At 62.6% G+C, this 22942-nt stretch carries 23 protein-coding genes and 1 tRNA gene; 12 read left to right on the forward strand and 12 right to left on the reverse strand.

Annotated features, from left to right (window positions below):
• Window positions 1-4 precede the first annotated feature (4 nt).
• The 10 genes from AC1DYO_RS11010 (at window position 5) to AC1DYO_RS11055 (ending at window position 11748) form a co-directional block, all read left to right on the forward strand.
• The gene (locus AC1DYO_RS11010; protein WP_477263050.1) at window positions 5-718 is read left to right on the forward strand and encodes a HoxN/HupN/NixA family nickel/cobalt transporter; all 714 of its coding nucleotides are present in this window, start codon (window positions 5-7) and stop codon (window positions 716-718) included.
• A gap of 143 nt (window positions 719-861) precedes the next feature.
• Window positions 862-1680 (forward strand): chromate resistance protein ChrB domain-containing protein, encoded by an 819-nt coding sequence (locus AC1DYO_RS11015; RefSeq protein WP_477263052.1) that lies wholly within the window; start codon window positions 862-864, stop codon window positions 1678-1680.
• Window positions 1677-3062 carry a chromate efflux transporter gene (gene chrA, locus AC1DYO_RS11020; RefSeq protein ID WP_477263054.1) on the forward strand — a complete coding sequence of 462 codons (1386 nt, stop codon included), beginning with the start codon at window positions 1677-1679 and terminating at the stop codon, window positions 3060-3062. Before AC1DYO_RS11015 ends, chrA begins: the two co-directional genes overlap by 4 nt.
• Before the next feature lie 202 nt (window positions 3063-3264).
• A complete protein-coding gene (locus tag AC1DYO_RS11025; protein WP_477263056.1) occupies window positions 3265-4272 on the forward strand; it encodes a LacI family DNA-binding transcriptional regulator in 1008 nt (335 codons plus the stop codon).
• Window positions 4273-4308: 36 nt separating this feature from the next.
• A complete protein-coding gene (locus AC1DYO_RS11030) occupies window positions 4309-5628 on the forward strand; it encodes an ABC transporter substrate-binding protein (RefSeq protein WP_477263058.1) in 1320 nt (439 codons plus the stop codon).
• A 139-nt stretch (window positions 5629-5767) separates the two neighbouring features.
• Window positions 5768-6613 (forward strand): carbohydrate ABC transporter permease, encoded by an 846-nt coding sequence (locus AC1DYO_RS11035; RefSeq protein WP_477263060.1) that lies wholly within the window; start codon window positions 5768-5770, stop codon window positions 6611-6613.
• Complete coding sequence (locus tag AC1DYO_RS11040; protein ID WP_477263062.1) at window positions 6610-7443, forward strand: carbohydrate ABC transporter permease; 834 nt, start codon at window positions 6610-6612, stop codon at window positions 7441-7443. Before AC1DYO_RS11035 ends, AC1DYO_RS11040 begins: the two co-directional genes overlap by 4 nt.
• A gap of 38 nt (window positions 7444-7481) precedes the next feature.
• Window positions 7482-9590 (forward strand): ADP-ribosylglycohydrolase family protein, encoded by a 2109-nt coding sequence (locus AC1DYO_RS11045; RefSeq protein WP_477263064.1) that lies wholly within the window; start codon window positions 7482-7484, stop codon window positions 9588-9590.
• Window positions 9591-9624: 34 nt separating this feature from the next.
• Window positions 9625-10701: an ABC transporter ATP-binding protein gene (locus AC1DYO_RS11050; protein ID WP_477263066.1), complete on the forward strand. Its 1077-nt coding sequence runs from the start codon at window positions 9625-9627 to the stop codon at window positions 10699-10701.
• Between the two features lie 60 nt (window positions 10702-10761).
• Window positions 10762-11748 carry a methyltransferase gene (locus AC1DYO_RS11055; protein WP_477263068.1) on the forward strand — a complete coding sequence of 329 codons (987 nt, stop codon included), beginning with the start codon at window positions 10762-10764 and terminating at the stop codon, window positions 11746-11748.
• A 43-nt stretch (window positions 11749-11791) separates the two neighbouring features.
• Here AC1DYO_RS11055 and AC1DYO_RS11060 read toward each other — a convergent pair whose 3' ends face one another.
• The 7 genes from AC1DYO_RS11060 to AC1DYO_RS11090 all read right to left on the reverse strand — a co-directional run bounded on the left by AC1DYO_RS11060 (window position 11792) and on the right by AC1DYO_RS11090 (window position 16453).
• Window positions 11792-12439, reverse strand: a complete 648-nt coding sequence (locus AC1DYO_RS11060; RefSeq protein ID WP_477263070.1) for a class I SAM-dependent methyltransferase — start codon at window positions 12437-12439, stop codon at window positions 11792-11794.
• A gap of 86 nt (window positions 12440-12525) precedes the next feature.
• Entirely contained in the window at window positions 12526-13005 is a 480-nt protein-coding gene (locus tag AC1DYO_RS11065) for a hypothetical protein (RefSeq protein ID WP_477263072.1), read from the reverse strand.
• 99 nt (window positions 13006-13104) lie between these two features.
• Entirely contained in the window at window positions 13105-13680 is a 576-nt protein-coding gene (locus tag AC1DYO_RS11070; protein WP_477263074.1) for a DUF4145 domain-containing protein, read from the reverse strand.
• Window positions 13681-13754: 74 nt separating this feature from the next.
• Window positions 13755-14210, reverse strand: a complete 456-nt coding sequence (locus tag AC1DYO_RS11075; protein ID WP_477263076.1) for a hypothetical protein — start codon at window positions 14208-14210, stop codon at window positions 13755-13757.
• Window positions 14211-14317: 107 nt separating this feature from the next.
• On the reverse strand, window positions 14318-14764 hold the full coding sequence (locus AC1DYO_RS11080; protein ID WP_477263078.1) for a hypothetical protein: 447 nt from the start codon (window positions 14762-14764) through the stop codon (window positions 14318-14320).
• A gap of 365 nt (window positions 14765-15129) precedes the next feature.
• Window positions 15130-15206 (reverse strand) — tRNA-Arg (locus tag AC1DYO_RS11085).
• 83 nt (window positions 15207-15289) lie between these two features.
• Window positions 15290-16453 carry a M20 aminoacylase family protein gene (locus AC1DYO_RS11090; RefSeq protein WP_477263080.1) on the reverse strand — a complete coding sequence of 388 codons (1164 nt, stop codon included), beginning with the start codon at window positions 16451-16453 and terminating at the stop codon, window positions 15290-15292.
• 217 nt (window positions 16454-16670) lie between these two features.
• Between AC1DYO_RS11090 and AC1DYO_RS11095 the strand changes: the two genes are divergently transcribed.
• Entirely contained in the window at window positions 16671-17852 is a 1182-nt protein-coding gene (locus AC1DYO_RS11095; protein ID WP_477263312.1) for a D-alanyl-D-alanine carboxypeptidase family protein, read from the forward strand.
• Window positions 17853-17856: 4 nt separating this feature from the next.
• Window positions 17857-18975, forward strand: coding sequence for a CobW family GTP-binding protein (locus tag AC1DYO_RS11100; protein ID WP_477263082.1), 1119 nt, complete (start codon window positions 17857-17859; stop codon window positions 18973-18975).
• A 6-nt stretch (window positions 18976-18981) separates the two neighbouring features.
• Here AC1DYO_RS11100 and AC1DYO_RS11105 read toward each other — a convergent pair whose 3' ends face one another.
• From AC1DYO_RS11105 to AC1DYO_RS11125, 5 genes are all read right to left on the reverse strand, one after another.
• The gene (locus AC1DYO_RS11105) at window positions 18982-19215 is read right to left on the reverse strand and encodes a sulfurtransferase TusA family protein (protein WP_477263084.1); all 234 of its coding nucleotides are present in this window, start codon (window positions 19213-19215) and stop codon (window positions 18982-18984) included.
• Between the two features lie 4 nt (window positions 19216-19219).
• Window positions 19220-20515, reverse strand: coding sequence for a L,D-transpeptidase family protein (locus tag AC1DYO_RS11110; protein ID WP_477263086.1), 1296 nt, complete (start codon window positions 20513-20515; stop codon window positions 19220-19222).
• A 237-nt stretch (window positions 20516-20752) separates the two neighbouring features.
• Window positions 20753-21703 (reverse strand): acetyl-CoA carboxylase carboxyltransferase subunit alpha, encoded by a 951-nt coding sequence (locus AC1DYO_RS11115; RefSeq protein ID WP_477263088.1) that lies wholly within the window; start codon window positions 21701-21703, stop codon window positions 20753-20755.
• A 98-nt stretch (window positions 21704-21801) separates the two neighbouring features.
• Window positions 21802-22713, reverse strand: coding sequence for a site-specific tyrosine recombinase XerD (locus AC1DYO_RS11120; protein ID WP_477263089.1), 912 nt, complete (start codon window positions 22711-22713; stop codon window positions 21802-21804).
• Window positions 22714-22739: 26 nt separating this feature from the next.
• Window positions 22740-22892: a histidine kinase gene (locus AC1DYO_RS11125; RefSeq protein WP_142866477.1), complete on the reverse strand. Its 153-nt coding sequence runs from the start codon at window positions 22890-22892 to the stop codon at window positions 22740-22742.
• Window positions 22893-22942: the final 50 nt, after the last annotated feature.

The following is a 22942-nucleotide window of genomic DNA, read 5'->3' on the forward strand; positions in this document are numbered from 1 at the left end:
GCTGATGCTCCAGACGCTTGTCGAATTCCAGCGCACCATCTACCTGGCGCTCGCCGATCAGATAAAGCTGCTCTCAGTCGGCGGTGGCTGGCTCGCGTTCCTTGCCTTTCTGCCGATGGGCGTGCTTTTTGGCGCGGCGCATGCCCTGACGCCCGGACATAGCAAAGCCGTCCTGGCTACGTATCTGGCCGGTTCGGACGCGAAGGTTTCGCGCGGCCTTCTGGTGTCACTGACGCTCTCCTTCACGCATGTGACGATCGCGGTGCTGATCGCGGCATTCTCGTTACCGCTGGTATCGATTGCCTTGGGAAGCGTTGGCCGAGCGCCTTTGCTGGAAGACGTCAGCCGTGGTTTGCTTGGCCTGATTGGCGTCTGGATGCTGTGGCGCGCATTGAGCCACGGCCACCATCACAAGCATGAGGGCGAAGCCGTTGGGATCATGGCCGGCTTGATTCCATGCCCGCTGACCCTTTTCGTGATGACCTTCGCGATATCCAGAGGCGTTCCGCTTGCCGGCATTCTGTTTGCGGTCACCATGATGGCCGGTGTGGCGCTGACCTTGTCCTGCGTGGCGGTGGTGTCGATCCTGTTTCGAGAACGGCTGGTGCATTTTTTTGACAACCGGCCACGCTTACTCGACATAATATCCAGAGGCATCGAAGGTACCGCCGGCCTCATTCTTGCTGGCGTCGCTGTTTGGCAAATTTCTGCGCGCTGAGGACATTGAAACGAACAGCTGGGCCATGGATTGACAAGCACGAAGGATCAATCCAGCATAGTGACAAGGGGTTCCTTCGCGACGACCCCGTGAGGCGTCAGCCCAACGATCGCGTCCAAACTCTCACTCTGGAGGTGGACGCCATGCCGTCAACAACCGCAATCACCGTAGCGCAACTTTCCCGTCTCGTCGGCTTGCCCGACGCGCCTGTTCTTGTCGATGTCCGCACCGATGAGGACTATGACGCCGATCCCCACCTGCTGCCGGCCTCGTGCCGGCGCGATTTCAAGACTGTTTCGAGCTGGGCGGCCGAGTTCACCGGCGCTCATGTGGTCGTTATTTGCCAGAGAGGGCAGAAGCTCTCGCAAGGCGTCGCCGCCTGGCTGCGCCATGAGGGCATCGCTGCCGAATCGCTCGAAGGCGGTTTCGAAGCCTGGCTGGCGGCCAAGGGGGTTCTGGTCAAGGCCGACAAGATACCGCGCCGCGACGACAAGGGCCGCACAGTCTGGGTGACGCGGGCCCGCCCCAAGGTCGACCGCATCGCCTGTCCGTGGCTGATCCGCCGCTTCGTCGACCCTTCGGCGGTGTTCCTGTTTGTCGAACCGGCCGAAGTGCTGGCTGCCGCCGATCGGTTCGCGGCGATCCCCTTCGACATCGACGATGTGTTCTGGAGCCATCGCGGCGAGCGGTGCACCTTCGACACCATGATCGAGGAATTCGGGCTGCGGTTCGAGGCGCTCGACCGTCTTGCCTTGATCGTGCGTGCGGCCGACACGGCGCGCCTCGATCTCATACCGCAGGCGGCGGGGTTCCTTGCGGCATCGCTCGGCCTGTCGCGCATGTTCCGCGACGATCTCGAACAGCTCGAAGCCGGAATGCTGCTCTATGACGCGTTTTTCAGGTGGTGCCGCGACGCCACCGACGAAACCCACAACTGGCCGAGCGGGGGCAAAGCGCCATGAGCGCCCTTACCGCCGGCGACAGTCCGCTCGCAGCTCCGACCACGCCGACCTTCAGGCAGGCCGCGAAACTGTGGGCCAGGATCGGCCTGCTGTCGTTCGGCGGGCCGGCCGGACAGATCGCGTTGATGCACAAGGAACTGGTCGAGGAGCGGCGCTGGATCGGCGAGCAGCGGTTTTTGCATGCGCTCAATTATTGCATGCTGTTGCCTGGTCCCGAGGCACAGCAACTCGCCATCTATATCGGCTGGTTGCTGCACCGGACCGCCGGCGGCCTCGTTGCCGGCATCCTGTTCGTGCTGCCCGGCGCTTTGGTCATGTTGGGCCTGAGCATCTTCTACGTGCTCTACAACGATGCGCCTGTCATCGAGGCGCTGTTCTTCGGCATCAAGGCGGCGGTGCTGGCCGTCGTCGTCGAGGCGGTCATCCGCATCGGCAAACGGGCGCTCAAGAACCGGGTGATGGTGGCGATCGCGGTGGTCGCCTTCCTTGCCATCTATGTCGTCAGGCTGCCGTTTCCGCTCATCATCCTGTTGGCAGGACTGACCGGCTGGATCGGCAACCGCCTGGCGCCCACGCGTTTTTCCGGAGCCGCACATGGCAAGGGCAACTTGCCTGATATCAGAGGCGCGGTCGACCTGATGTTCGAGCGCGGCGAACTTGCCCATACCAGACCGACGAAATGGCACGCGCCGCGCACCATTGCGATCTGGCTGCCGATCTGGCTTGGGCCGGTTGTGCTGATCCTGGCGCTGACCGGCCCTGCCAGTGTGTGGACGCAGCTTGGCGGCTTCTTCAGCCTGATGGCGGTGGTCACATTCGGCGGCGCCTACGCCGCACTCTCCTATGTCGCGCAGGCGGCCGTGACGTCGTTCGGCTGGCTCGCGCCCGGTGAAATGGTCGACGGCCTCGGCCTTGCCGAGACGACGCCGGGACCATTGATCCTGGTGCTGCAGTTCGTCGGCTTCGTCGCCGCCTACCGTCACGCCGGCGCGATGGGTCCGCTTATCGCCGGATCGCTCGGCGCGTTGCTGACGCTCTGGGTGACGTTCGTGCCGTGCTTCTTCTGGATATTTCTCGGCGCCCCCTACATCGAGGCGCTGCGCGGCAACAAGGCGCTGTCGGCGGCGCTGAGTGCGATCACGGCGGCTGTCGTCGGCGTGGTGATGAACCTTGCGCTGTGGTTCTCACTGCATGTCGTCTTCGACGCGGTGCACCGCGTTGGCCTCGGGATGGAGGTGCCGGTGCTGTCGTCGCTGGACTGGCGTGCCGCGCTGCTGGCGGCAGCCGCGATGGTCGCCATGTTGAAACTGAAGATCGGCATGCTGCCGACATTAGCCGGCTCGGCGCTGGCCGGACTGGCGCTGCTGGCCTTGCCCGCGTAGCGCCCGACGCACGCAAACCTCAACCGGCAATCATGCGCGACCGCGGTCTTTCCGTATCGCTGTAGAGATAAACCTATTGTGACAGGACGGCGGGCGGCAAGAGCTGGGGATTTGTCCGCAGCGAGAGCATCGCCGGCATGCCTCTTGACTCTGTGCCCGTAGTTGGTGTTGATACGTATAAGTGATACGTATAAGGAACCTTATGAAAAGCTCGCGGGCCACACAGAAGGACGTTGCGCGGCTGGCGGGTGTGTCGCAGGCAAGCGTGTCCATGGTGATGAGCGGCGGCGGTTCACCGGCGATATCGTCGGAGACCTGGGAGCGGATCACCAAGGCGGCGGCGGAGCTTGGCTATACACCGAACCGGTTTGCGCAGGCGCTCAAGACCAACCGCACCATGACCATCGCCTGCGTCGTGCCCGACATCACCAACCCTTTCTATCCGGCGCTGATGCGCGGCATCCAGTCGGTGGCCGAGAACCTCAGCTATGACGTCATCGCGGTCAGCACCGACGGATCGGCCGAGCGCGAGCGGCATTTTCTCGATTGGTCCCGGCAGGGGCGGGTCGACGGCGTGATCGGCGTGTTCTTCACCTTGCGCGCCAGCGACTTCAAACCGTTGCTCGATGCCGGCGTGCCGGTGGTGCGCATCGAATCGAGCAAGAAGCGCGGCGGCGACATCGCCATCGACGACATCTTCGTCGACAGCTACGCCGCCGCCTTTTCGGTGACGCAGTTTCTCATCGGCCGCGGCCACAAACGCATCGCCATGGTCGCTGGACGCGGTGGCCCTCAGGGCGTGCGGGTCGAAGGCTACCGCACGGCGCTGACCGAGGCCGGCGGCACGCCCTACATCGTCGTCGATGAGGAGTTCAGCGAAACTGGCGGCGCCCGCGCCGCCGAGGCGGTGCTGGCCAGCGGCTATGCGCCGACGGCGATCTTCGCTGCCAACGATCTGATGGCCATCGGCGTGATGCAGGCGCTGCGCGATCGCGGCATCGCCATTCCCGGCGACATTGCGGTTGCCGGTTTCGACGACATTTCGGCGGCACGGCTGGTGACGCCATCGCTGACCACCGTGGCCCAGTTCCAGGGCGACATGGGAGTCAAGGCTGCACAGATCCTGATGGAGCGCCTGCGCGGCGCCTCACCGGGCGCGGGGACCGCGCTCGAAATGCCCTACAGCCTGATCGAACGCGGTTCGACCTGACTGCCACAAGAGACGAAGAATATCGGAGGAGATATCATGCAACGCCGTACATTGCTCAAGACCGGCCTCGGGCTTGCCGCCCTGCCGCTGCTGCCACGCCTTTCCTTTGCCGACGACAAGAAGCCGGTCGGCTTCTGGTATGAATCCGCCTCGCCGGAGAACCAGGACAGTCTCAAGACCATTCTGATCGATCCCTTCAATGCGGCGCATCCTGAGGACGATCTGTCGATCGACTTCCGTGGCACCGATCTCGACAAGCAATTGCGCATCGCCATGCTGTCGGGCAGCGGCCCGGACGTCGTCTTCACCGCCGGCCCGAGTTATGTCGCGTCGATGGCGCAGGCCGGGCAATTGCTGCCGCTCGACGATTACGCCGCCAAGCTCGGCTGGAACGACCGGCTGCTGCCGCTGTTCATGGAACTGGGCAAATATGAGGGCAAGCTCTACGCGCTGGCCAAGACCTATGAGACGCTCGGCCTGTTCTACAACAAGACGCTGTTCGACAAGAACGGCTGGAAGGCGCCCACCACCATCGCCGAACTCGAGGCGCTGGCCGACGAGATGAAGGCCAAGGGCCTGGTCCCGTTCGGCGCCGGCAACGCCGACTGGCGACCCGCCAACGAACACCATGTCTCGATCGTGCTCAATTCGGTGGCTGGTCCGGAAAATGTCTACAAGGCGCTGACCGGCGCCATTCCATGGACCGACCCGTCCATCCAGGCAGCCATCGATAAGCTCGATGAGTGGTGGCAGAAGGGTTATTTCGGCCCGAACTATTTCTCGCTGACGCTGGAGCAGGCCTTCGCCCAGGTGGCAACCGGTCAGGCCGGCATGGCGCCGAGCGGCACTTGGAGTTTTACCAACGTCCCGACCTATTTCCCGCCGAACAATGCCGAGCCGGCCTTCGTTGGTTTCCCGAGCACGAGCGGCCCGCCGGTCTATGCGCTCGGCATCGGCTCGACGCTCTCGGTCAACGCGAAATCCGAAAATCCAGACGGCGCGGCGGCAGTGCTCGACTATATCTTCAGCGACACATTCTACGGCGCCATGAACTCGGCCTGGCAGGGCGAGTGGAACCTGCCTTTGAAGGATCTGTCGGGGGCGAAGCTTTCCGACAAGGTGCTGCCGCTCTACACCGAGACGATGAAGAACCTGTCGACGGCCGTCGGCGCCGGCCAGTACGGCTACACGACATGGACCTTCCTGCCGCCTGCCACCGATACCTATCTGGTCAGTGGCATGGAAGAAGTCTGGCTGAAGAAGATCAGCTCGAAGGATTACCTGAAGAAGTTCGACGAGACCTTCCAGCAGGAAAAGGCGGCCGGCAAGGTGCCGGCGGTGCCGAAGCGGGCCTGAGGCGGGCAACCGCGAACCATCTGAACCAGCGACGGAGCGGCGCCTGACCGGCGCTAAATCAAATAGATAGAGCATGATGTCGTCCGAAAACCGCTTCACACTTTTCGGCATCATGCTCTGAAATCCAGGGCAATTGTCCATGCACCGGCTCTACCTCGTCCCGACGCTGATCATCAATTTCGTCATCGTGTTGGTTCCGGCACTGCTGACGGTCGTCCTGGCGTTCTGCAGCTGGGACGGCATTTCAACGCCGACTTTCTCCGGGCTGGACAATTTCCGGGCGCTGCTTGCCGACAGCGTGTTCTGGTCGGCGCTCACCAACAACATCATCTGGACCGGCATCTTCCTTGTCGTGCCGATCGCCATGGGGCTGCTGGCGGCGTCGATGCTGTTGATCGTGCGGCGCGGCAGCAATTTCTTCCAGGTCGTCTACTTCCTGCCGGTCGTCATCGCCACGGTCATCACCGCGCGCGTTTGGCAAGGCATGATCTACAGCCCCGTCACCGGCGTGTTCGGCATGCTGGACCGCATGGGCCTGCCGGTGGCCAATCCGCTGGCGCAGCCATCGACCGCGCTGTTCGGCGTGGCGACCGTCGACCTCTGGCACTGGTGGGGCTTTCTGTGCGTCATCTTCTTCGCCGCCCTGCGGCAGGTGCCGCAGGAGCAGATCGAGGCGGCCCGCATCGAGGGCGCCAGCTACGGCCAAATGATGCGCTATGTGCTGCTGCCGGCGATCCGGCCGACCATCATGCTGATGATGATCATGACGGTGATCTGGAGTTTTCTCGCCTTCGACTTCGTCTACATCCTGACCCAGGGCGGGCCGGCGTTTTCGAGTGAGGTGCTGTCGACGCTGGCCTATCGTCACGCCTTCTACGACCTCAATGTCGGCCAGGCCGCGGCGGCGGCGCTGGTGATCAGCCTGTTCGGCCTCGTCGGCACCTTCTTCTATGTCCGCCTGCAGACGCAGGAGGGCGAACAATGAGAATGGTCGAAAGCCGGGCGACGCTCACCATCTCCTATATCGTGCTCGGCATCGGCGCCTTCATCGCGCTGTTTCCGATTGCACTGCTGGTGCTCAACGCGCTGAAGCCGGCGGCGCAGATCGTGCAGAGTCCGCTGTCGCTGCCGAACCCGATTCGCTGGGAGAATTTCACCAACGCCTGGACGCACGCCAAATTTTCCAAAACGTTCGTCAATTCGCTGCTGCTGTCCGGCACCACGATCGTTCTTGTCTGCACGACATGCTCGCTGTCGGCCTATGTGCTGGCGCGCAAGAAAGTCGCCTCGTGGAAGATCTGGACATTCTACCTGCTGGCCACGACTACGGCGCCGATCCAGCTCTACATTTTCCCGCTCTATTTCGGCTTCGCCAAGCTCGGGCTGATCAACAATGTCTTCGGCGTCGCGCTGATCTATACCGCGCTCTACAGCCCCTTCGCGGTGATGCTGCTCAGGACCTATTTCATCGCCGTGCCGAAGGAGCTCGAGGAAGCCGCGCTGATCGACGGCGCCACACCCTGGCAGGTGTTTTCCAAGGTCATGCTGCCGATTGTGTCACCCGGGATCCTGACAGTCGCGCTGATTATCGGGCTCAATTCCTGGAACGAATTCCTGATCGCGACCACCTTCCTGCAGAAGGCCGACAAGGTCACCGCCGTCATCGGCTTCTATTTGCTCAGCGGCCAATACAGTTCCGACTGGGGTGAGATCATGGCCGCCGCGCTGATCATCGTGGTGCCGGTGGTGGTGCTGTTCGTCGCCATGCAGAAGCGGTTCATCGAAGGCATGGCGGGCGGCTCGGTCAAGGGCTGAAACCCGAGCCAAAATTTTTCGAGTATCTGGAGCAGAACATGCAGTTACCCAACGACTATCTGGAACGGGTCTATGCCGGCGTGCTTGGCAAGCTGGTGGGCGTCTATCTCGGCCGGCCGTTCGAGGGCTGGACCTACCAGAAGATCATGAAAGAGCTCGGCCCGATCGACTACTACGTGCATGAGCGCCTGAACCAGCCGCTGGTGGTGACCGACGACGATGTCGCCGGCACCTTCACCTTCATCCGCGCACTCGAGGACTACGGCATTTCGCCGGATCTGTCGGCCGAAGCCATCGGCAAGGCCTGGCTCAACTACATCGTCGAGGAGCGTTCGATCCTGTGGTGGGGCGGCTCAGGCAATTCGACCGAGCATACCGCCTGGCTCAATCTCAAGAAGGGCATACCGGCTCCGCATTCGGGGTCAATCGCGACCAATGGCGCGACGGTTGCCGAGCAGATCGGCGCGCAGATCTTCATCGATGGCTGGGCGATGGTGGCGCCGGGGCAGCCGCTTCTGGCAGCGAAGCTTGCCGAGCAGGCCGGCAAGGTCTCGCATGACGGCGAATCCGTCTATGCGGCGATGCTGTGGGCGGCGATGGAGGCCGAAGCCTTCGTCTCCAGCGACATCGACCATCTCATCGATACCGGCCTGTCGGTCATCCCGTGCGACAGCCTGATCGCAAAGCTGATCGCGGATATCAGAGGCTGGGTGAAGCAACATCCCGACTGGCACGACACGCGCCAGAAGATCGAGGACAAATACGGCTACGACAAATATCCCGGCAATTGCCATGTCGTGCCCAACCATGCGCTGATGGTCATGGCGGTGCTCTATGCGCCCGACGATTTCCAGAAGGCGCAGATGATCGTCAACACGTCGGGCTGGGACACCGACTGCAACGCCGGCAATGTCGGCTGCCTGCTCGCTCTGATGCTCGGCCTCGACGGCATCGAGGCCGGTCCTGACTGGCGCGGGCCGATCGCCGACCGGCTGCTGATTTCCTCGGCCGACGGCGGCAACTCGATCAACGATGCGGTGCGCACGGCCTATTACATCGCCAATCTCGGCATGACGCTCGCCGGCGGCAACCCGCTCGATGCGCCCAAGGGTGGCGCCCAGTTCCACTTCTCGCTATCGGGCAGCCAGCAGGGCTTTCGGCCGGTCGGAGGTCACGGCTCTGCGATTGGCGTTCGCGTCGGCAACATCGAATTCGAGAACGCGCGTGCGCTGACCATAAATTATGAAGCGCTGGCGCCTGGCCTTAGCGCCGCGGTGACGACGCCGACATTCTCGCCGCGCGAAGTGCTGTCGATGCGCACCTACGATCTGATGGCGACGCCGCTGGTTTATCCCGGGCAAGTGGTCAAGGCGCGCGTCGTCGCCGATCGTCACAACAAGGGCGCGGTGTCGGTGCGGCTGCGCATCCGCGCCTATGATGGCGAGGATCACCTGCGCGACATCGATGGCGATGCGGTCACCTTGAAGGCAGGCGAAGACCGCGTCCTGTCGTGGCGCCTGCCGGATCTGGACGGCCAGCCGATCGCCGAGATCGGCATCGTGCTCACCAGCGAGGGCAAGCGTGCCGACGGCCGTGTGCTGCTCGACTATCTCAGATGGGATGGGGCGCCGGAACTCACGCTGCACCGCCCCGCCGGCGAAAGCGATTTCTGGCGCATGGCCTGGGTCAATGGCGTCAGCTTCTTTTCCAAGCGCTATCCGCCGAGCTTCCGCATTTCGCAAAGCCGCGACGAAGGCATCGTCATTCACGGCACCCGGCAGTGGACCGACTACAAGGTCTCCGGCGATATCGTCATTCACCTCGGCAATTATGGCGGCGTCTGCGCGCGCGTTCAGGGCCTGCGGCGTTATTATGCCGTGCGCGCAACCCGTGATGGCAAGCTGCAGATCGTGCGCACACGGGATGCCGACACGGTCGTTCTGGCCGAGACGGCATACGACCTCGTCTTCGAGAAGCCGATCCCGGTGACGCTGACCGTCAAGGGGAGCCGGATCAAGGCGCTGTTCGATGGTGTGGCGATCGAGGCTGACGACACCGGCGCGGAGGCGTTGAGAGATGGTGGCATCGGACTGCTCATCGCTGAAGGCGCCCTGTCGACCGACAGGCTGCATGTGAGCGGGACCTGAACGTCCCGCGACCTCAATCCCAGGAACAATCCCGATGGCCTCAGTCGAAATCGCCAATGTGCTGAAATCCTACGCCGGGCACGCCGTGCTGCACGGCGTCTCCGTCACGATTCCTGACGGCCAGTTCGTCGTGCTGGTGGGGCCATCCGGCTGCGGCAAGTCCACGCTGCTGCGCATGATCGCCGGGCTGGAGGACATTTCGGGTGGCACGATCAGCATCGGCGACAAGGTCGTCAACGATCTGCCGCCGAAGAAGCGCGACATCTCCATGGTGTTCCAGAATTATGCGCTCTACCCGCATATGACGGTTGCCGAAAACATGGCGTTCTCGATGACGCTCGCCAAAGCGCCGAAGGCCGAGAAAGCCGAACGTGTCGCCAAGGCGGCAGAAATCCTCGGCCTGACGCCGCTGCTTGATCGCTACCCCAGGCAATTGTCGGGCGGCCAGCGCCAGCGTGTCGCCATGGGTCGCTCCATCGTGCGCAACCCGCAGGTGTTCCTGTTTGACGAGCCGCTGTCGAACCTGGATGCCAAATTGCGCGTGGCGATGCGGGCCGAGATCAAGGCGCTGCATCAGCGCCTGCGCACCACCACGGTCTATGTCACGCACGACCAGGTCGAAGCCATGACGATGGCCGACCAGATCGTCGTGCTGAATGACGGGCGCGTGGAGCAGATCGGCAGCCCGCTCGAGCTTTACGATCATCCGGCCAATCTGTTCGTCGCAACCTTCATCGGCTCGCCGTCGATGAACATTATCGACGGCGTTGTCGCGCGACATGACGGCGCGCCGGCGGTGCGAACGCGCGACGGCACGCTTTTGCCGGTCAGCCCGGGCTTCAGCGCAGCCGAGGGAAAGCAGGTGCGATACGGTTTCCGGCCTGAACATCTCAGCATCTCTGCCTCCGGCAAGGGCATTGCCGCATCGATCGACGTGGTCGAGCCGACAGGCTCCGAAACACAGGTCCATCTGACGATCGCCGGCGTGCCGGCGGTTGCCGTGTTTCGCGAAAGGATCAGCGCCAGCCCGGGAGATACGCTCTACGTCGAACCCGATACCGCCAAGCTGAACCTGTTCGATGCCGAGACTGGGCGCGCGCTGGTAAACTGATTTGACGAGGTCGACCGAGCTGTTTCAAAGTCGGTCCCGGATCGCGGAACGGGATGCGACATGGTGGATTCTGAGCGGATCGACAAGCTGATCAAAGGGGTGCCCCCGGCCCTGGCGCTTCGTGCCGGGCTGGACCTTGGCATCTTCACCCGGCTCGGTGGCGATGCAATGACCGCCGACAGCCTCGGCGTCGCGCTCAAAGTCGACCCCGATCGTCTGTCGCGGCTCCTCTACGCGCTCGCCAGCATCGGCCTCCTCGAAGTCAAGGATGGTCAATTTCGCAACGGAGCCGAAGCGGCCGCCTTCCTCGACGCGTCCAAGCCGGCCTATCGCGGCGGCGATCATGCACTGCTGCGCGAGCTCTGGGGAGCCGACCTGTTGACCGCGGAGTCGCTGCGACAGAACCGGCCGGCTGCGCTGCACGACTTTTCCGAAGCGGGCCTCGAGTCCGCGGCCGCCTTCAGCCGCATGCTGGCACCGGGTGGGGTGACTTTCGGCCGAAATCTGGCCGGCGAGTTGGACCTCTCGGCGACCGGTTCGGTGATCGACATCGGCGGCGGCGCCGGGACCATTCTGGTCGGACTTCGCGAGCGTTGGCCGCATATTGCGGCGACGCTGATGGAACTCCCAACGGTCGCAGCGGTCGCGCCAGCCATCCTGTCGGAATACGGCGCCGACGACGTGGTTGTCGAAGAAGGCGACATAACTGTCGCGCCGTCGATCGGCCGGCACGATCTGGCGATCCTGAAGGCCGTCGTCCAGGTCCTTCCGCCGGACCAGGCGCGCAGTTCGATCCTGAACGCGGCGCGTTGCCTCTCACCTGGAGGCGAGATCGCAATTGCGGGGTGGGGTGTCGTCGATGACGACCGCCTTGGCCCGTCTGAAGGTGTGTTTCTCAATCTCACCTTCCTGAATCTCTATCGCGCAGGCGAATCGTACACGGAAGGTCAGTATCGCGCGTGGATGACCGAGGCTGGATTCCGGGATATCTCCAGGTCGCGCCTCGCGGACGGCACCGCGTTATTTCGTGGGCGCCTCGCGGGCTGATCGTGGCGGAACGGCTGGTTTCGGGCGAAGGCTCTCCGAGGCTCTAAAGCCAGCCCTGCATGGATTGCACAAAGTTCCTGAGGCGGCGTGAGCCGATTTTTCCCCTTACCGGGCAACGCGGGGTATCGGCAGTCTTCTTTACTATGAGCTGTTTGGTGCGCGAGATCTCTTGGAACTCTTGCGCGTAGGCAACCAGGAAGCCGTCGACGGCGGAAGTGGGACGCTCCCAATTTGCCTTGTTGTCCTTGTAGTCGGTGTAGTCGTCCCAAATGAGCATGCCGCCAACATTGAGCATCCCCCATGCCAGCACGCTGTCCATCAAGACGCTTTCACGCTCGTGACAGCCATCGACATAAACCAGGTCGAATTCCGCTCCGGCCTGGCGTAGTCTGATCAGCGCCGGCAGCGAGAAGTCTCGAATCTTCGTCACCCGATCGGCGTAGGACCTCAGATTGTTGTCGAACCTTTTCTCCCGTTTGTGGAAGGGATCGACACAGGTGATGACGGCCTTTCGCAAAAAGCTGGCAAAGAAGAGCGCGGAGCGACCTTCCATGGAGCCAATTTCCAGAACCGAAAGGGGCGTGTCCCGCAGCGATTCAAGAATGGGCATCCATGTCGGGAGCTTGTTCGTCACGTAGTCGCGCTCGGTAAATGAGCCCGATGCGTTGATGCTCTGCCAATCAAAATCCATTCCGGTCAGACGCCCCTTAAGTGTACCCGTGATTGTCGTTCCGGCGACGGTCCCGAGGAATACGACGGCCCAGACGAAAGGGGCGACTATGTCCCGCTCTGACCCTTAGCCAATTTTGTCAGGCGTTCGAACTCCTCTGACGGATGCAGAATATCGAAGAGCTCACCGCCATGTCGCCTGAGCTTCAGCAGATGGCGTGCCAGCAGATCTCGTGCATTCACGTGGCGCCGGCCGTCATCCTCAACTTTGAAGTTGACGAAGTAGGTGTCCATAGGCCGATCGGGCTTCTTGCCGCCCCATATCGGGCCGCCGTGAACGATCAGATTTCGCTCAGCGCAACGCTTCTTCAGGTTCGTCAAAACCGCAACAAGCGCCTTCGAGCGGTCGTCCAAAGCCTTGGTCGACAGGAGGCTGACGATGAAATCTAGCCGTCGCTCTTCACCTGGAAACGCCATCAAGATCGTATCGGCCTTCACGGGATCGCAGTCGAGGATCTCAGAAACGAAATGCCGAAGCAGATTGCTCACCGCACCCCACACCGACACGACGCGGCCGATCTCAACCAACAGGTCCGGATGCCGTTCAAATGGCGATCGCAACCCTCGCCGTGGTCCTTGATCGTCTCCAGTTCCGGCATAGGCGCCTCCGGCGCACGTTCGCTTAGATCAAAAATCGCCCGGACCCGAGGACTCGCGAGATGGCGGGTTCTCCAATGTTTCGACGACGCGATCCGCAATCACTCGATAGCGTCTCGCATCGGCGGCCGTGATTGCAGCCTGCGGATCATGAGCGGCGGCGTTGCCAATGGCGAACAAGTCGTCGACGAGCTTGGAGGTGTTCTCATCGATGATCGTTCCCTTTCGAAGGATACGAAGCTGGCTCCGCGCTCCTCCGAAGGTTTTATAGCCAGCTCTTCGGGCAGCGTTCCCAAGAGCCTCTTCGACTTCACGACGGATTTCCATCAATGCACCTCGAGGCGAAATGGCCACCAGCTGCTCGAACCGCGACAGTTCCTCAGGAGTGGCTGGGGCGGCCTCCTGAGGCACGGGCAACTGTTCGACCACGTTCTCAGCAGCGTCCAATCTGAACGATATCTCGGTCTCTTTGTGTTTCAGCTTCAGCCGAGGAAGCAGTGGCCGAATCTCACCCCTGAAGAGCCACACCGCTCCGACGAAGGCCGCCGGCCAGGCCAACGATGTGATCGAGCTGATCACCGAAGCGAAGAAATCGAGATAATTCACTACTGGCCCCTTCCACAGGCGCATTCATGCCGCGCCAATCCCGTCGGTCAAGCCCCGCGGCAGAGCGTTCCGGATTACATCAATTTGACCACGGCGTGGTACCAGTATCCGGTCAAGTCACCAAAACCCCAGATCAGTGTACCAATGGCGCCGATCAAAAGATTGTCGGCAAGGAAGCGCTGCTGCACGGCGGTGATCAATTCAGGCAATTGCTGGGAAACCTTCTTTTCGGTAATCGCCTTGGCCTGTCTGTCGGCATCAGGTCCGGTGAACTTGCGGCGCTCCATGGTCGTTGCGACATCGACCACAACCTCCTTCATCACTGGGCCCTCCATCATTTGCGTCCAAGGCAACGACCGCCAGATATGGAAAATGCTGATCACAATCAGCACGGCTCCGGATCTCGCAAGCGGCATGAAGCTCTCTTGCCACCAAGCGCACGCCAAGCCGCCGGCTATCGCCAGGGCGCAAAGCACCAGTAGATCCCGACGCTTCCCTCGCATCAGCTGGCTGACGATATGGTCAAGCATCACTGCAATCCTCGCCCGAAGTGAACCCAGCCAGATAGATGGGGGGCGGGGGGTCGAATCTCTAGGGCCTTTGGGGTCCGTAACCGCCGCTGTCGAAAGGCGGCGGGCTATCGCTTCTTCAGCCCGAGTGCCTCGCCAACGATGGTCTTCAGAACGTCATCGATCATGTGATCCGTGAACTCTTCGAGCTTTCCCGATGATGGAAACTCGTAAGCCGTATTGCCCTTGAGATCTCTTACAGCGACGTAGCCGGGGCTGTAAGCCTCGAAGGTGAAGCCCGATGACCGGGCCGACACTGTGATCGACGGGTAAGTTCGACGTCCCGAGGACAGGACATCGAACTTGCCGCTGTTGTCGGTAATCGTGAGCTCAAGCTGTCCCTGCCATTCGTCCTTGGCGGTTTGCAGACGGGGCAACACCCTTTCACGGAGAGCGTCGCCGGATTGCTTCGTCTCTTCGACCAGCTTGGCCCGGGCAGCCTTCTCAGCGGCATCGGCGGAGGCCTTTTTCTGCTGAGCCTCCTCCAGCATCATTCGAAGCTTGTCGTCGGCCATCTCTTTCATCCCTGCTTTTCAACGATCGGCCACGGCGCCTTCTATCGTTGCTTTATCAGCATGCCGCCGGCTGCCTTAATCCCGGCCTCGATACCTTGGAGGAAGGGCGTAGTGTTGCCCGGGGTCCCTGGATATCCTGGCGTTCCTGGCATGCCAACGTGGATACCCTTAATCAGCCGATAACCGACTTCGAATCCGTCGTCGAATGATCCTTTGATAGCTGACACTGCGCTCTCCCATGTCGCGACTCATGTCGCGTGGACCTGCCGATAGTCGCAGGAAACCCTTGGAAATCAACGGTAGCCACTTGCAACATCGACGCGACATGGTCGCCAACAAACCAGACGTAAATGATTTGATTTTATTGGTGATCCCGACAGGAATCGAACCTGTGACCTACAGATTAGGAATCTGCCGCTCTATCCTACTGAGCTACGGGACCACGCGGCCCGACACATAGCCGCTTCGGATCGTTTCGCCAAGAGGCCGGCCGAACGCAAATCGGCCAGCCCTTTGGGGTTATAGTCAGGCCGCCAGCGCCGTTTCGGCCAGCTTCACCCAATAGCTCATGCCGTGCGGGATGACCTCGTCGTTGAAGTCGTAGGCCGGGTGGTGCAGGCCTGCGGTCTCGCCATTGCCGATGAAAATGAAGGCGCCGGGCCTGGCTTCCAGCATATAGGAGAAGTCCTCGCCGCCCATCACCGGCTGGATGGCGCGGTGGACCTGGGTATCACCGGCGACACTTGCCGCGACATCGCTGGCAAACACCGTTTCTTCCGGATTGTTGAAGGTCACGGGGTAATTGGCGTCATAGTCGACCGTGATCGTCGCGCCGAAAGCGGTGGCAATGCCGTCGCAGATGGCGCGGATGCGCTCCTCCGACTTCTTGGCGATCTCCTTCTTCAGCGTGCGCACCGTGCCGGCGATCTCGGCGGTCTCGGGAATGACGTTGTAGGCGTCGCCGGCGTGGAATTTGGTCACCGACACCACCACCGCCTCGACCGGATCTGTGCTGCGCGAGGCAACGGTCTGCAAGGCGCCGACGAGCTGGCTGGTGATGACGATCGGGTCGATCGTGCCGTGCGGCATCGCCGCATGGCCGCCGCGGCCCTTGACGGTGATGGTGAACTCGGCCGTCGCCGCCATGATCGGGCCCGGCCGGATGGCGAACTGGCCGACCGGCAGGCCCGGCATGTTGTGCATGCCGAAGACCCTGGAGATGTCGAAGCGCTCCATCATGCCGTCCTTGACCATCTCGTTGCCGCCGCCGCCGCCTTCCTCCGCCGGCTGGAAGATGACAGCCACGGAGCCGGCGAAATTGCGCGTTTCAGTCAGATATTTGGCGGCGCCGAGCAGCATTGCCGTGTGGCCGTCATGGCCGCAGGCGTGCATCTTGCCGGGAACGGTCGAGGCGTAGGGCTTGCCGGGGATCTCGTTGATCGGCAGCGCGTCCATGTCAGCGCGCAAGCCAATGGTCGCGCCATCGCCCTTGCGGCCATGGATGATGCCGACCACGCCGGTCTTGCCCAAGCCCGTCACCACGTCGTCGCAGCCGAATTCCTTCAGCTTTTCGGTGACGAAGGCGGCGGTCTTGAAGACGTCGAAATTCAGTTCTGGCGTCTGGTGCAGATGGCGTCGCCAGCCGGCAACTTCATCCTGCATCTCGGCGGCGCGGTTGAGAATCGGCATAATGGTTCCATCTCGCTGTTGGAGCAGACGGTCTGGCCTGCTGCTTTTGCAATTGTGATTGCCAGGCACTTTGCCATCTTGGCGTCACATAGGGTAAATAGCACCGCAACGATGTGTTCCGGAAATTGAGGGCCGGATCGCATCATGCTGGCCATCGCGTAACGAAATCTTACGGAGCCAGGGGCGACTACGGCAAGAGGCGATTTCGGATTCCATGATGCGGCACAGCCATATCCTCAAATTACTGCTAACGGGCGCCTTGGCGCTGCCGATGCTGGCCGGGCCGGCTTCGGCCAATCCGATTGTCCTGTTCGACCTGAATAGCGGCAAGGTTCTGCAGCATCAGGACGCCTTCAGCCGCTGGTATCCGGCCTCGCTGAGCAAGCTGATGACCGCCTATGTCACCTTCCGGGCGATTGCCGCCGGCGAGGTCCAGCTCGATTCGCCGATCAAGGTGACCAAGCATTCCGCCGGCGAACCGCCGAGCAAGATGGGCTTCAAGCCTGGTTCGGTGATGCGGCTCGACAATGCGCTGAAGATGATGCTGGTCAAATCGGCCAACGACATCGCCATGGCCGTCGGCGAGAATATAGGCGGCTCGCAGGCCGGCTTCGCCATCCGCATGAACGCCGAAGCGGCGCGGCTCGGCATGACCGGGACGCATTTCGTCAACCCGAACGGGCTGTTTTCGCCGGACCAGTATACGACGGCGCGCGACCTTGCCTTGCTGGTGATGGCGATCCGCAAGGAATTTCCGCAATACGCGCCCTGGTTCTCGATCGAGGGCCTTGCCGTCGGCAAGAGGGCGATCCCCAACTACAATCTCTTGATCGGCCGCTATCCCGGCGCCGATGGCATGAAGACTGGGTTCGTCTGTCCCTCTGGCTTCAACATGATCGGCTCGGCGACGCGCAATGGCCGCACACTGGTCGCCGTCGTGCTTGGCGAGAAATCGGCGATTAGCCGCGCCGAGACCGCCGCCAGGCTGCTCGACCAGGGCTTTGCCATGTCCGACCCGAACTGGCTCACGGTCGCGGCCATGCCTTCCTATGGCGATACCATGTCGCCCAACGACATGCATGACGAGATCTGCAAGAAGAAGGCGCCCGAAGAGCAGTCCGAGGCAGCGCCGCCGGTAGCTGCAAAAGACGCCGCGGCCGCGCCGAAATCACCCTATCAGGAAAAGCTCGACCACGTGCCAACGCTGGTTGCCGTCGGCCTTGGCGGCGCCACCGGGCCGGCGCCGAAGGCGATGCTCGACCAAGGGGGCCAGGACTATGCCGATGTGCCGCTGCCGAGCTGGCGGCCCGACATCCCGGCGCCAAAGGGCTCGGAACCGGTCGTGGTTGGCTCGGCAACGGCGGTGCAGGGCGATCAGCCGGTCAAGGCCGCGAACTAGGGAGATGGCGGGCTTTCCGATACCCGTCACGGTGCTCACCGGCTTCCTCGGCGCCGGCAAGACGACTTTGCTCAACCGGCTGCTCAAGGATCCGGCGCTCGTCGATACCGCCGTGATCATCAACGAGTTCGGCGAAGTGGCGATCGACCATCTGCTGGTCGAGCAGGCTTCCGACGGCATCATCCAGCTGTCCGATGGTTGTCTCTGCTGCACGGTGCGTGGCGAACTGGTCGACACCCTGGCTGACCTGGTCGACCGGCTGCAGACCGGCCGCCTCGCCCGCCTCGCCCGCGTCGTTGTCGAAACCACCGGGCTCGCCGATCCGGCGCCGGTGCTGCAGTCGATCATGGCGCATCCCGCCCTTGTCCAGGCCTTCCGGCTCGACGGCGTCATCACGCTGGTCGACGCCGTCAACGGCAATGCGACGCTCGACGGCCATGTCGAGGCGGTCAAGCAGGTAGCGGTTGCCGACCGCATTGTGCTGACCAAGGTCGATCTGGCCGGCGATCCCGCCGATGTCGAGGCTCTGCGGTCGCGGCTGCATCAGCTCAATCCGGGCGCCGTGGTGCTGGAAGCCGGCGACAGCCAGACTGGTGTGGCTGCACTGTTCGATTGTGGCCTCTACAATCCGGCGACCAAATCCGCCGATGTCCAGCGTTGGCTCGGCGAAGAAGCCGCGCATGATCATGAGCATCATCATCATGGCGATCACGACCATGGTCATCATGATCACGCCGAGCACGAGCATCGCCACGATTCCCGTGTGCGCTCCTATTCGCTGGTCCATGACGGACCAGTGCCGTTTTCGGCGATCGAGATGTTCCTCGACCTGTTGCGCTCGACGCATGGCGACAAGCTTTTGCGTATGAAAGGCGTCATCGAGCTCGCGGAAGATCCGTCGCGGCCGCTGGTCGTCCACGGCGTACAGAAAATCCTGCATCCGCCGGCGCGGTTGCCGGCCTGGCCGGACGGCCAGCACGGCACCAGGCTGGTGCTGATCACGCTGGACATGCCGGAAGACTATGTGCGCCGGCTGTTTGCCGCCTTCACCAACCGGCCGTCAATCGACACGCCGGATCGTGCGGCGCTGGAGAACAATCCGCTGGCGATTGCGGGGGGCTGAGGGGCGCTACGCGCCGCGCTCGACCAGAAAGCGATGACCGCCGGTGACTGCCGCAGCTTCAACCAGATGATGCCCGGCGTCGGCGCAAAAGGCGGGGATATCGATGACCGCCAGCGGATCGGTGGTCTCCAGCCAGAGCTGGCCGCCCGGCTGCATCGCCGCCAGGCGTTTTTTCGCCTTGAGAACGGGCAGGGGGCAGTTCAACCCCTTGAGATCATAGACAGATGCGCGCTTGGCCAAAGACTCAGCCGCCGAACATGCCGAGCAGCTTGTTCTTGATCTTTGACATCCGGCTTTCGTCGGCCGGCGGCTCGGCGGGCGCTGCCTCGACGCTGGCGGTGGCGACCGGCTGCTGGGCGGCCTGCTTGGCGGCTTCCTTCTCGGCCAGCGCTTGGGCCTTGGCGGCTTCTTTTTCAGCCAGTGCCTGGGCCTTGGCGACTTTCGCGGCTTCGATGGCAGCAACCCGCTGTTCCTCGGCCTTGCGCTTGGCTTCCTTCTCGGCGTCGAGCGCGGCCATCTTGCGGCCGGCCGGCGAATCGATGCGGCCCATGCGCGCCGTCTCGGTCACCGTGCCGTCGGAATTGAGCGACGGCGGATCGATCGGCACGCGCTCGCCGCGGGCGCGGCGCTTCGACCAGTCGGAAACGATGCTGGCTTCCTTGATGCCGGCAATGGTCGGCTTGGGTGCCGGCACGCTGGCCTTGACCGCGCCGGTGAAGGCCGCGTCATAGCTGCTCTGATAGGCGTTGTAGGCGCTCTTCAGCGAATCCGGCTGCGTGGACGGAGGGCAAGCGCCGGTCGGATCGAAGGTGGTGCCTTCAGGCGCCACCTGGTTGAAGACATAGCGCTTCTCGCAGACATCGACCTTTGGCGGCACCTTGGTGATCTCGAAATTGTCGTAGCCGACCTTCAGCATCTTCCAGAACTCGTAGTTCGGGTCGTTGCGATAGCGCGCCATGTTGGCGGCGGTCATGCGGAACGGAAAGGCCTGGATCTGGAACTCGGTCTGGCCGCCCTGGAAGGCGTCGCGGCCGAAGGCGTAGATCTGCTCGATCTGCGGGTCGGTCATCGAATAGCAGCCCGACGACGAGCAGGCGCCGTGCACCATCAGATTGGCGCCGGTGCGGCCATTGGCACGGTCATATGCGTTGGGGTAGCCGATGTTGAAGGACAGGTGATAGCTCGAGCGCGGATTCATCTGCGACGGGCGAACCGTATAGAAACCTTCCGGAGCCTGGCGGTCGCCCTCGGTGTATTTCGGCCCGAGCTTGCCCGACCATTTGCAGATGTCGTAGCTGGCGACCATCTCGTAGCGGCCGGTGGTCTTGGCCTTCCAAATCTCGAGCTTGCCCTCTTCCTTGAAGATGCGGGCCATCACCGAGGAGGTGCGGACCATGCCCTTGGCCTTCATGTCGGCGAGGATCTTGTCCGGCAGCGGCTTGTTGGCCTCCGGCGCGAAATCCTTCATCGAGGAATCGTTGCAGCCGGCGACACCGAGGGTGGCGATCAGGAGTCCGGTACGGGCAAGCTTGGCAAACATGGTTACGGCTATGTCTTTTCTCGGGGCGCCCGGAGCTTCGCAGCCGCGGGGCCAGCACACTAAACCTTTACGAACCCTAAGCCCGTTAACCTTGAAAATTCCTTACCGCAAGCTCCGGGCGGCTTCCCCCACGGCAATTCGTTCCGTCTCACGGACTTTTCATTGACCCGAATGCGGCGGCATTTTTGTGGCGAAATTGCTCCCGGCGCCACATTCCGGCGCGCGGTGGGCCCGAAATCAGAGGCTGCGGCCCATCGCCAGGTATTTTTCGCGGCGCTGCTCGCGAAAATCGGTGTTGGCGCCGGCAAATTCCTTCATCGTCTTGGCGATGAGGTCGCCGGTGGCGGCGATCACCGTTTCGGGCGCGCGCTGGGCACCGCCGAGCGGCTCGGGAATGATGGCGTCGATGATCTTCATTTCCAGAAGATCCTGGGCGGTGATCTTCATGTTGGTCGCCGCATCCTTGGAGCGGGTGGTGTCGCGCCACAGGATCGAGGCGGCGCCCTCCGGCGAGATCACCGAATAGATAGCGTGTTCCAGCATGTAGACGCGGTTGGCGGTGGCGATGGCAATGGCGCCGCCCGAGCCGCCTTCGCCGATGACGACCGAAATCGACGGCACTTTGAGGCCGAGGCAGGCCGAGGTCGAACGGGCGATGGCTTCGGCCTGGCCGCGTTCCTCGGCACCGACGCCGGGATAGGCGCCGGCGGTGTCGACCAGCGTCAGAAGGGGGATTTTGAAACGGTCGGCAAGCTCCATCAGCCGCACCGCCTTGCGGTAGCCTTCAGGCCGCACCGAACCGAAATTGTGCTTGAGCCGGCTCGCCGTGTCCGAGCCCTTTTCCTGGCCGATGACGGCCACCGGCTCGCCGCGGAAGCGGGCGAAGCCGCCAATGATGGCCTGGTCCTCGCCGAAATTGCGGTCGCCGGCGAGCGGCGTGAAATCGTTGAACAGGCCCTTGATGTAATCGAGGCAATGCGGCCTGTCGGTGTGGCGCGCCACCTGCACCTTCTGCCACGGCGTCAGTGCCTTATAGATGTCGCGCAGCGCGTCGCGTACGCGCTTCTCGAGCCGGCTGATTTCGTCGCCGACATCGACCGCCTCGCCATTCTCTGCAAGCTTCTTCAGCTCGAGGATCTTGAGTTCAAGGTCCTGCACCGGCTTTTCGAAATCGAGGTAATTGTACATTCTTGAGCGGACCGATGCGTCGGAAGGCAAAGACTGGCGGGACCCGGGAAATGGCGGCTCCGCGCGGTGGAACGTGCCTTCACATAGCGATATGAGGCCTAGTCGGCAAGCGGATGATGATCGTTGACCAGCCGCACCAGCCGCTCCTCCAGCACATGCGTGTAAATCTGCGTGGTCGAGATATCGGCATGGCCGAGCAGCTGTTGCACCGCCCTGAGATCGGCGCCGTTCTGTAAGAGATGGCTGGCGAAAGCATGGCGCAGCACATGCGGCGATATTTTCGCCGCTGATATGCCGGCCCGCGCAGCAAGGCCCTTCAGGTCGCGGGCAAAGACCTGCCTGGAGAGAAAGCCGCTGTCGCCGGCGGCCGGAAACAGGAACGGGCTGTCAGCGAAAGAAGGCACCGTCGCCCGGGCCGTGAGCCATGCCCGCATGGCCACGCGCGCCTTGGCCGACAACGGCACCATGCGCTCCTTGTCGCCCTTGCCGCGCACCATGAAGAAGCGGTCGTCGCGCTGGGCGACGGTCACCGGCAGGCCGACCAGTTCGGAGACGCGCAAACCGGTGGCATAGAGCACTTCGACCAGAGCGTGCAGGCGCAGCGCCGCCAGCCGGTCGCCGTCGCCCTCATCGGCGGCCTCAAGCGCCGCGCGGTCGAGCAGCCTGCCGGTATCGGCCTCGCTCATCGTCTTGGGCAGCGGGCGGCCCTTTTTCGGGCTTTCGAGCGTGCCGGTCGGGTCGTCGCCGCGCAGGCCCTCGGCATAGAGAAACTTGAAGAACTGGCGGATCGCCGACAGTTTTCGCGCCTGCGACGTCGGCGCAAAGCCGCGTGCGGCGATGTCGTCGAGATAGGCGCGGATGTCGGCTGCAGGAGCACCGGCAAGCCCGCCATCGATCGTTGTCGAGGCATCTTCGAGATCGCGGCGATAGGAGGACAGCGTGTTTTCGGCGGCGCCGCGTTCGGCGCTCATCATTTCGAGAAAGGCTTCGATGCGAGCCGCGCTGTTCATTTCCTGAAGTCAGTTTTTCTCTAGGGTCAGTTTTTCTTCGGGTTCAGCTTTTCCGGCGGAATGCGCACGGTAATTTCCGCCTTTTTCGGCTCGACGAACATCGCCAGCGCGACCATCGTACCATAGGCAATGCCGGCAAGAATCATCAGTGTCACGACAAAGCGGAACAGTGTCGGCATCAATCTTCGCCCGTCTTCTTGCTTTGCGATTCCAAACCCTGTGCCCTTAT

This window comes from Mesorhizobium sp. P2_F5 (genome assembly GCF_056403715.1).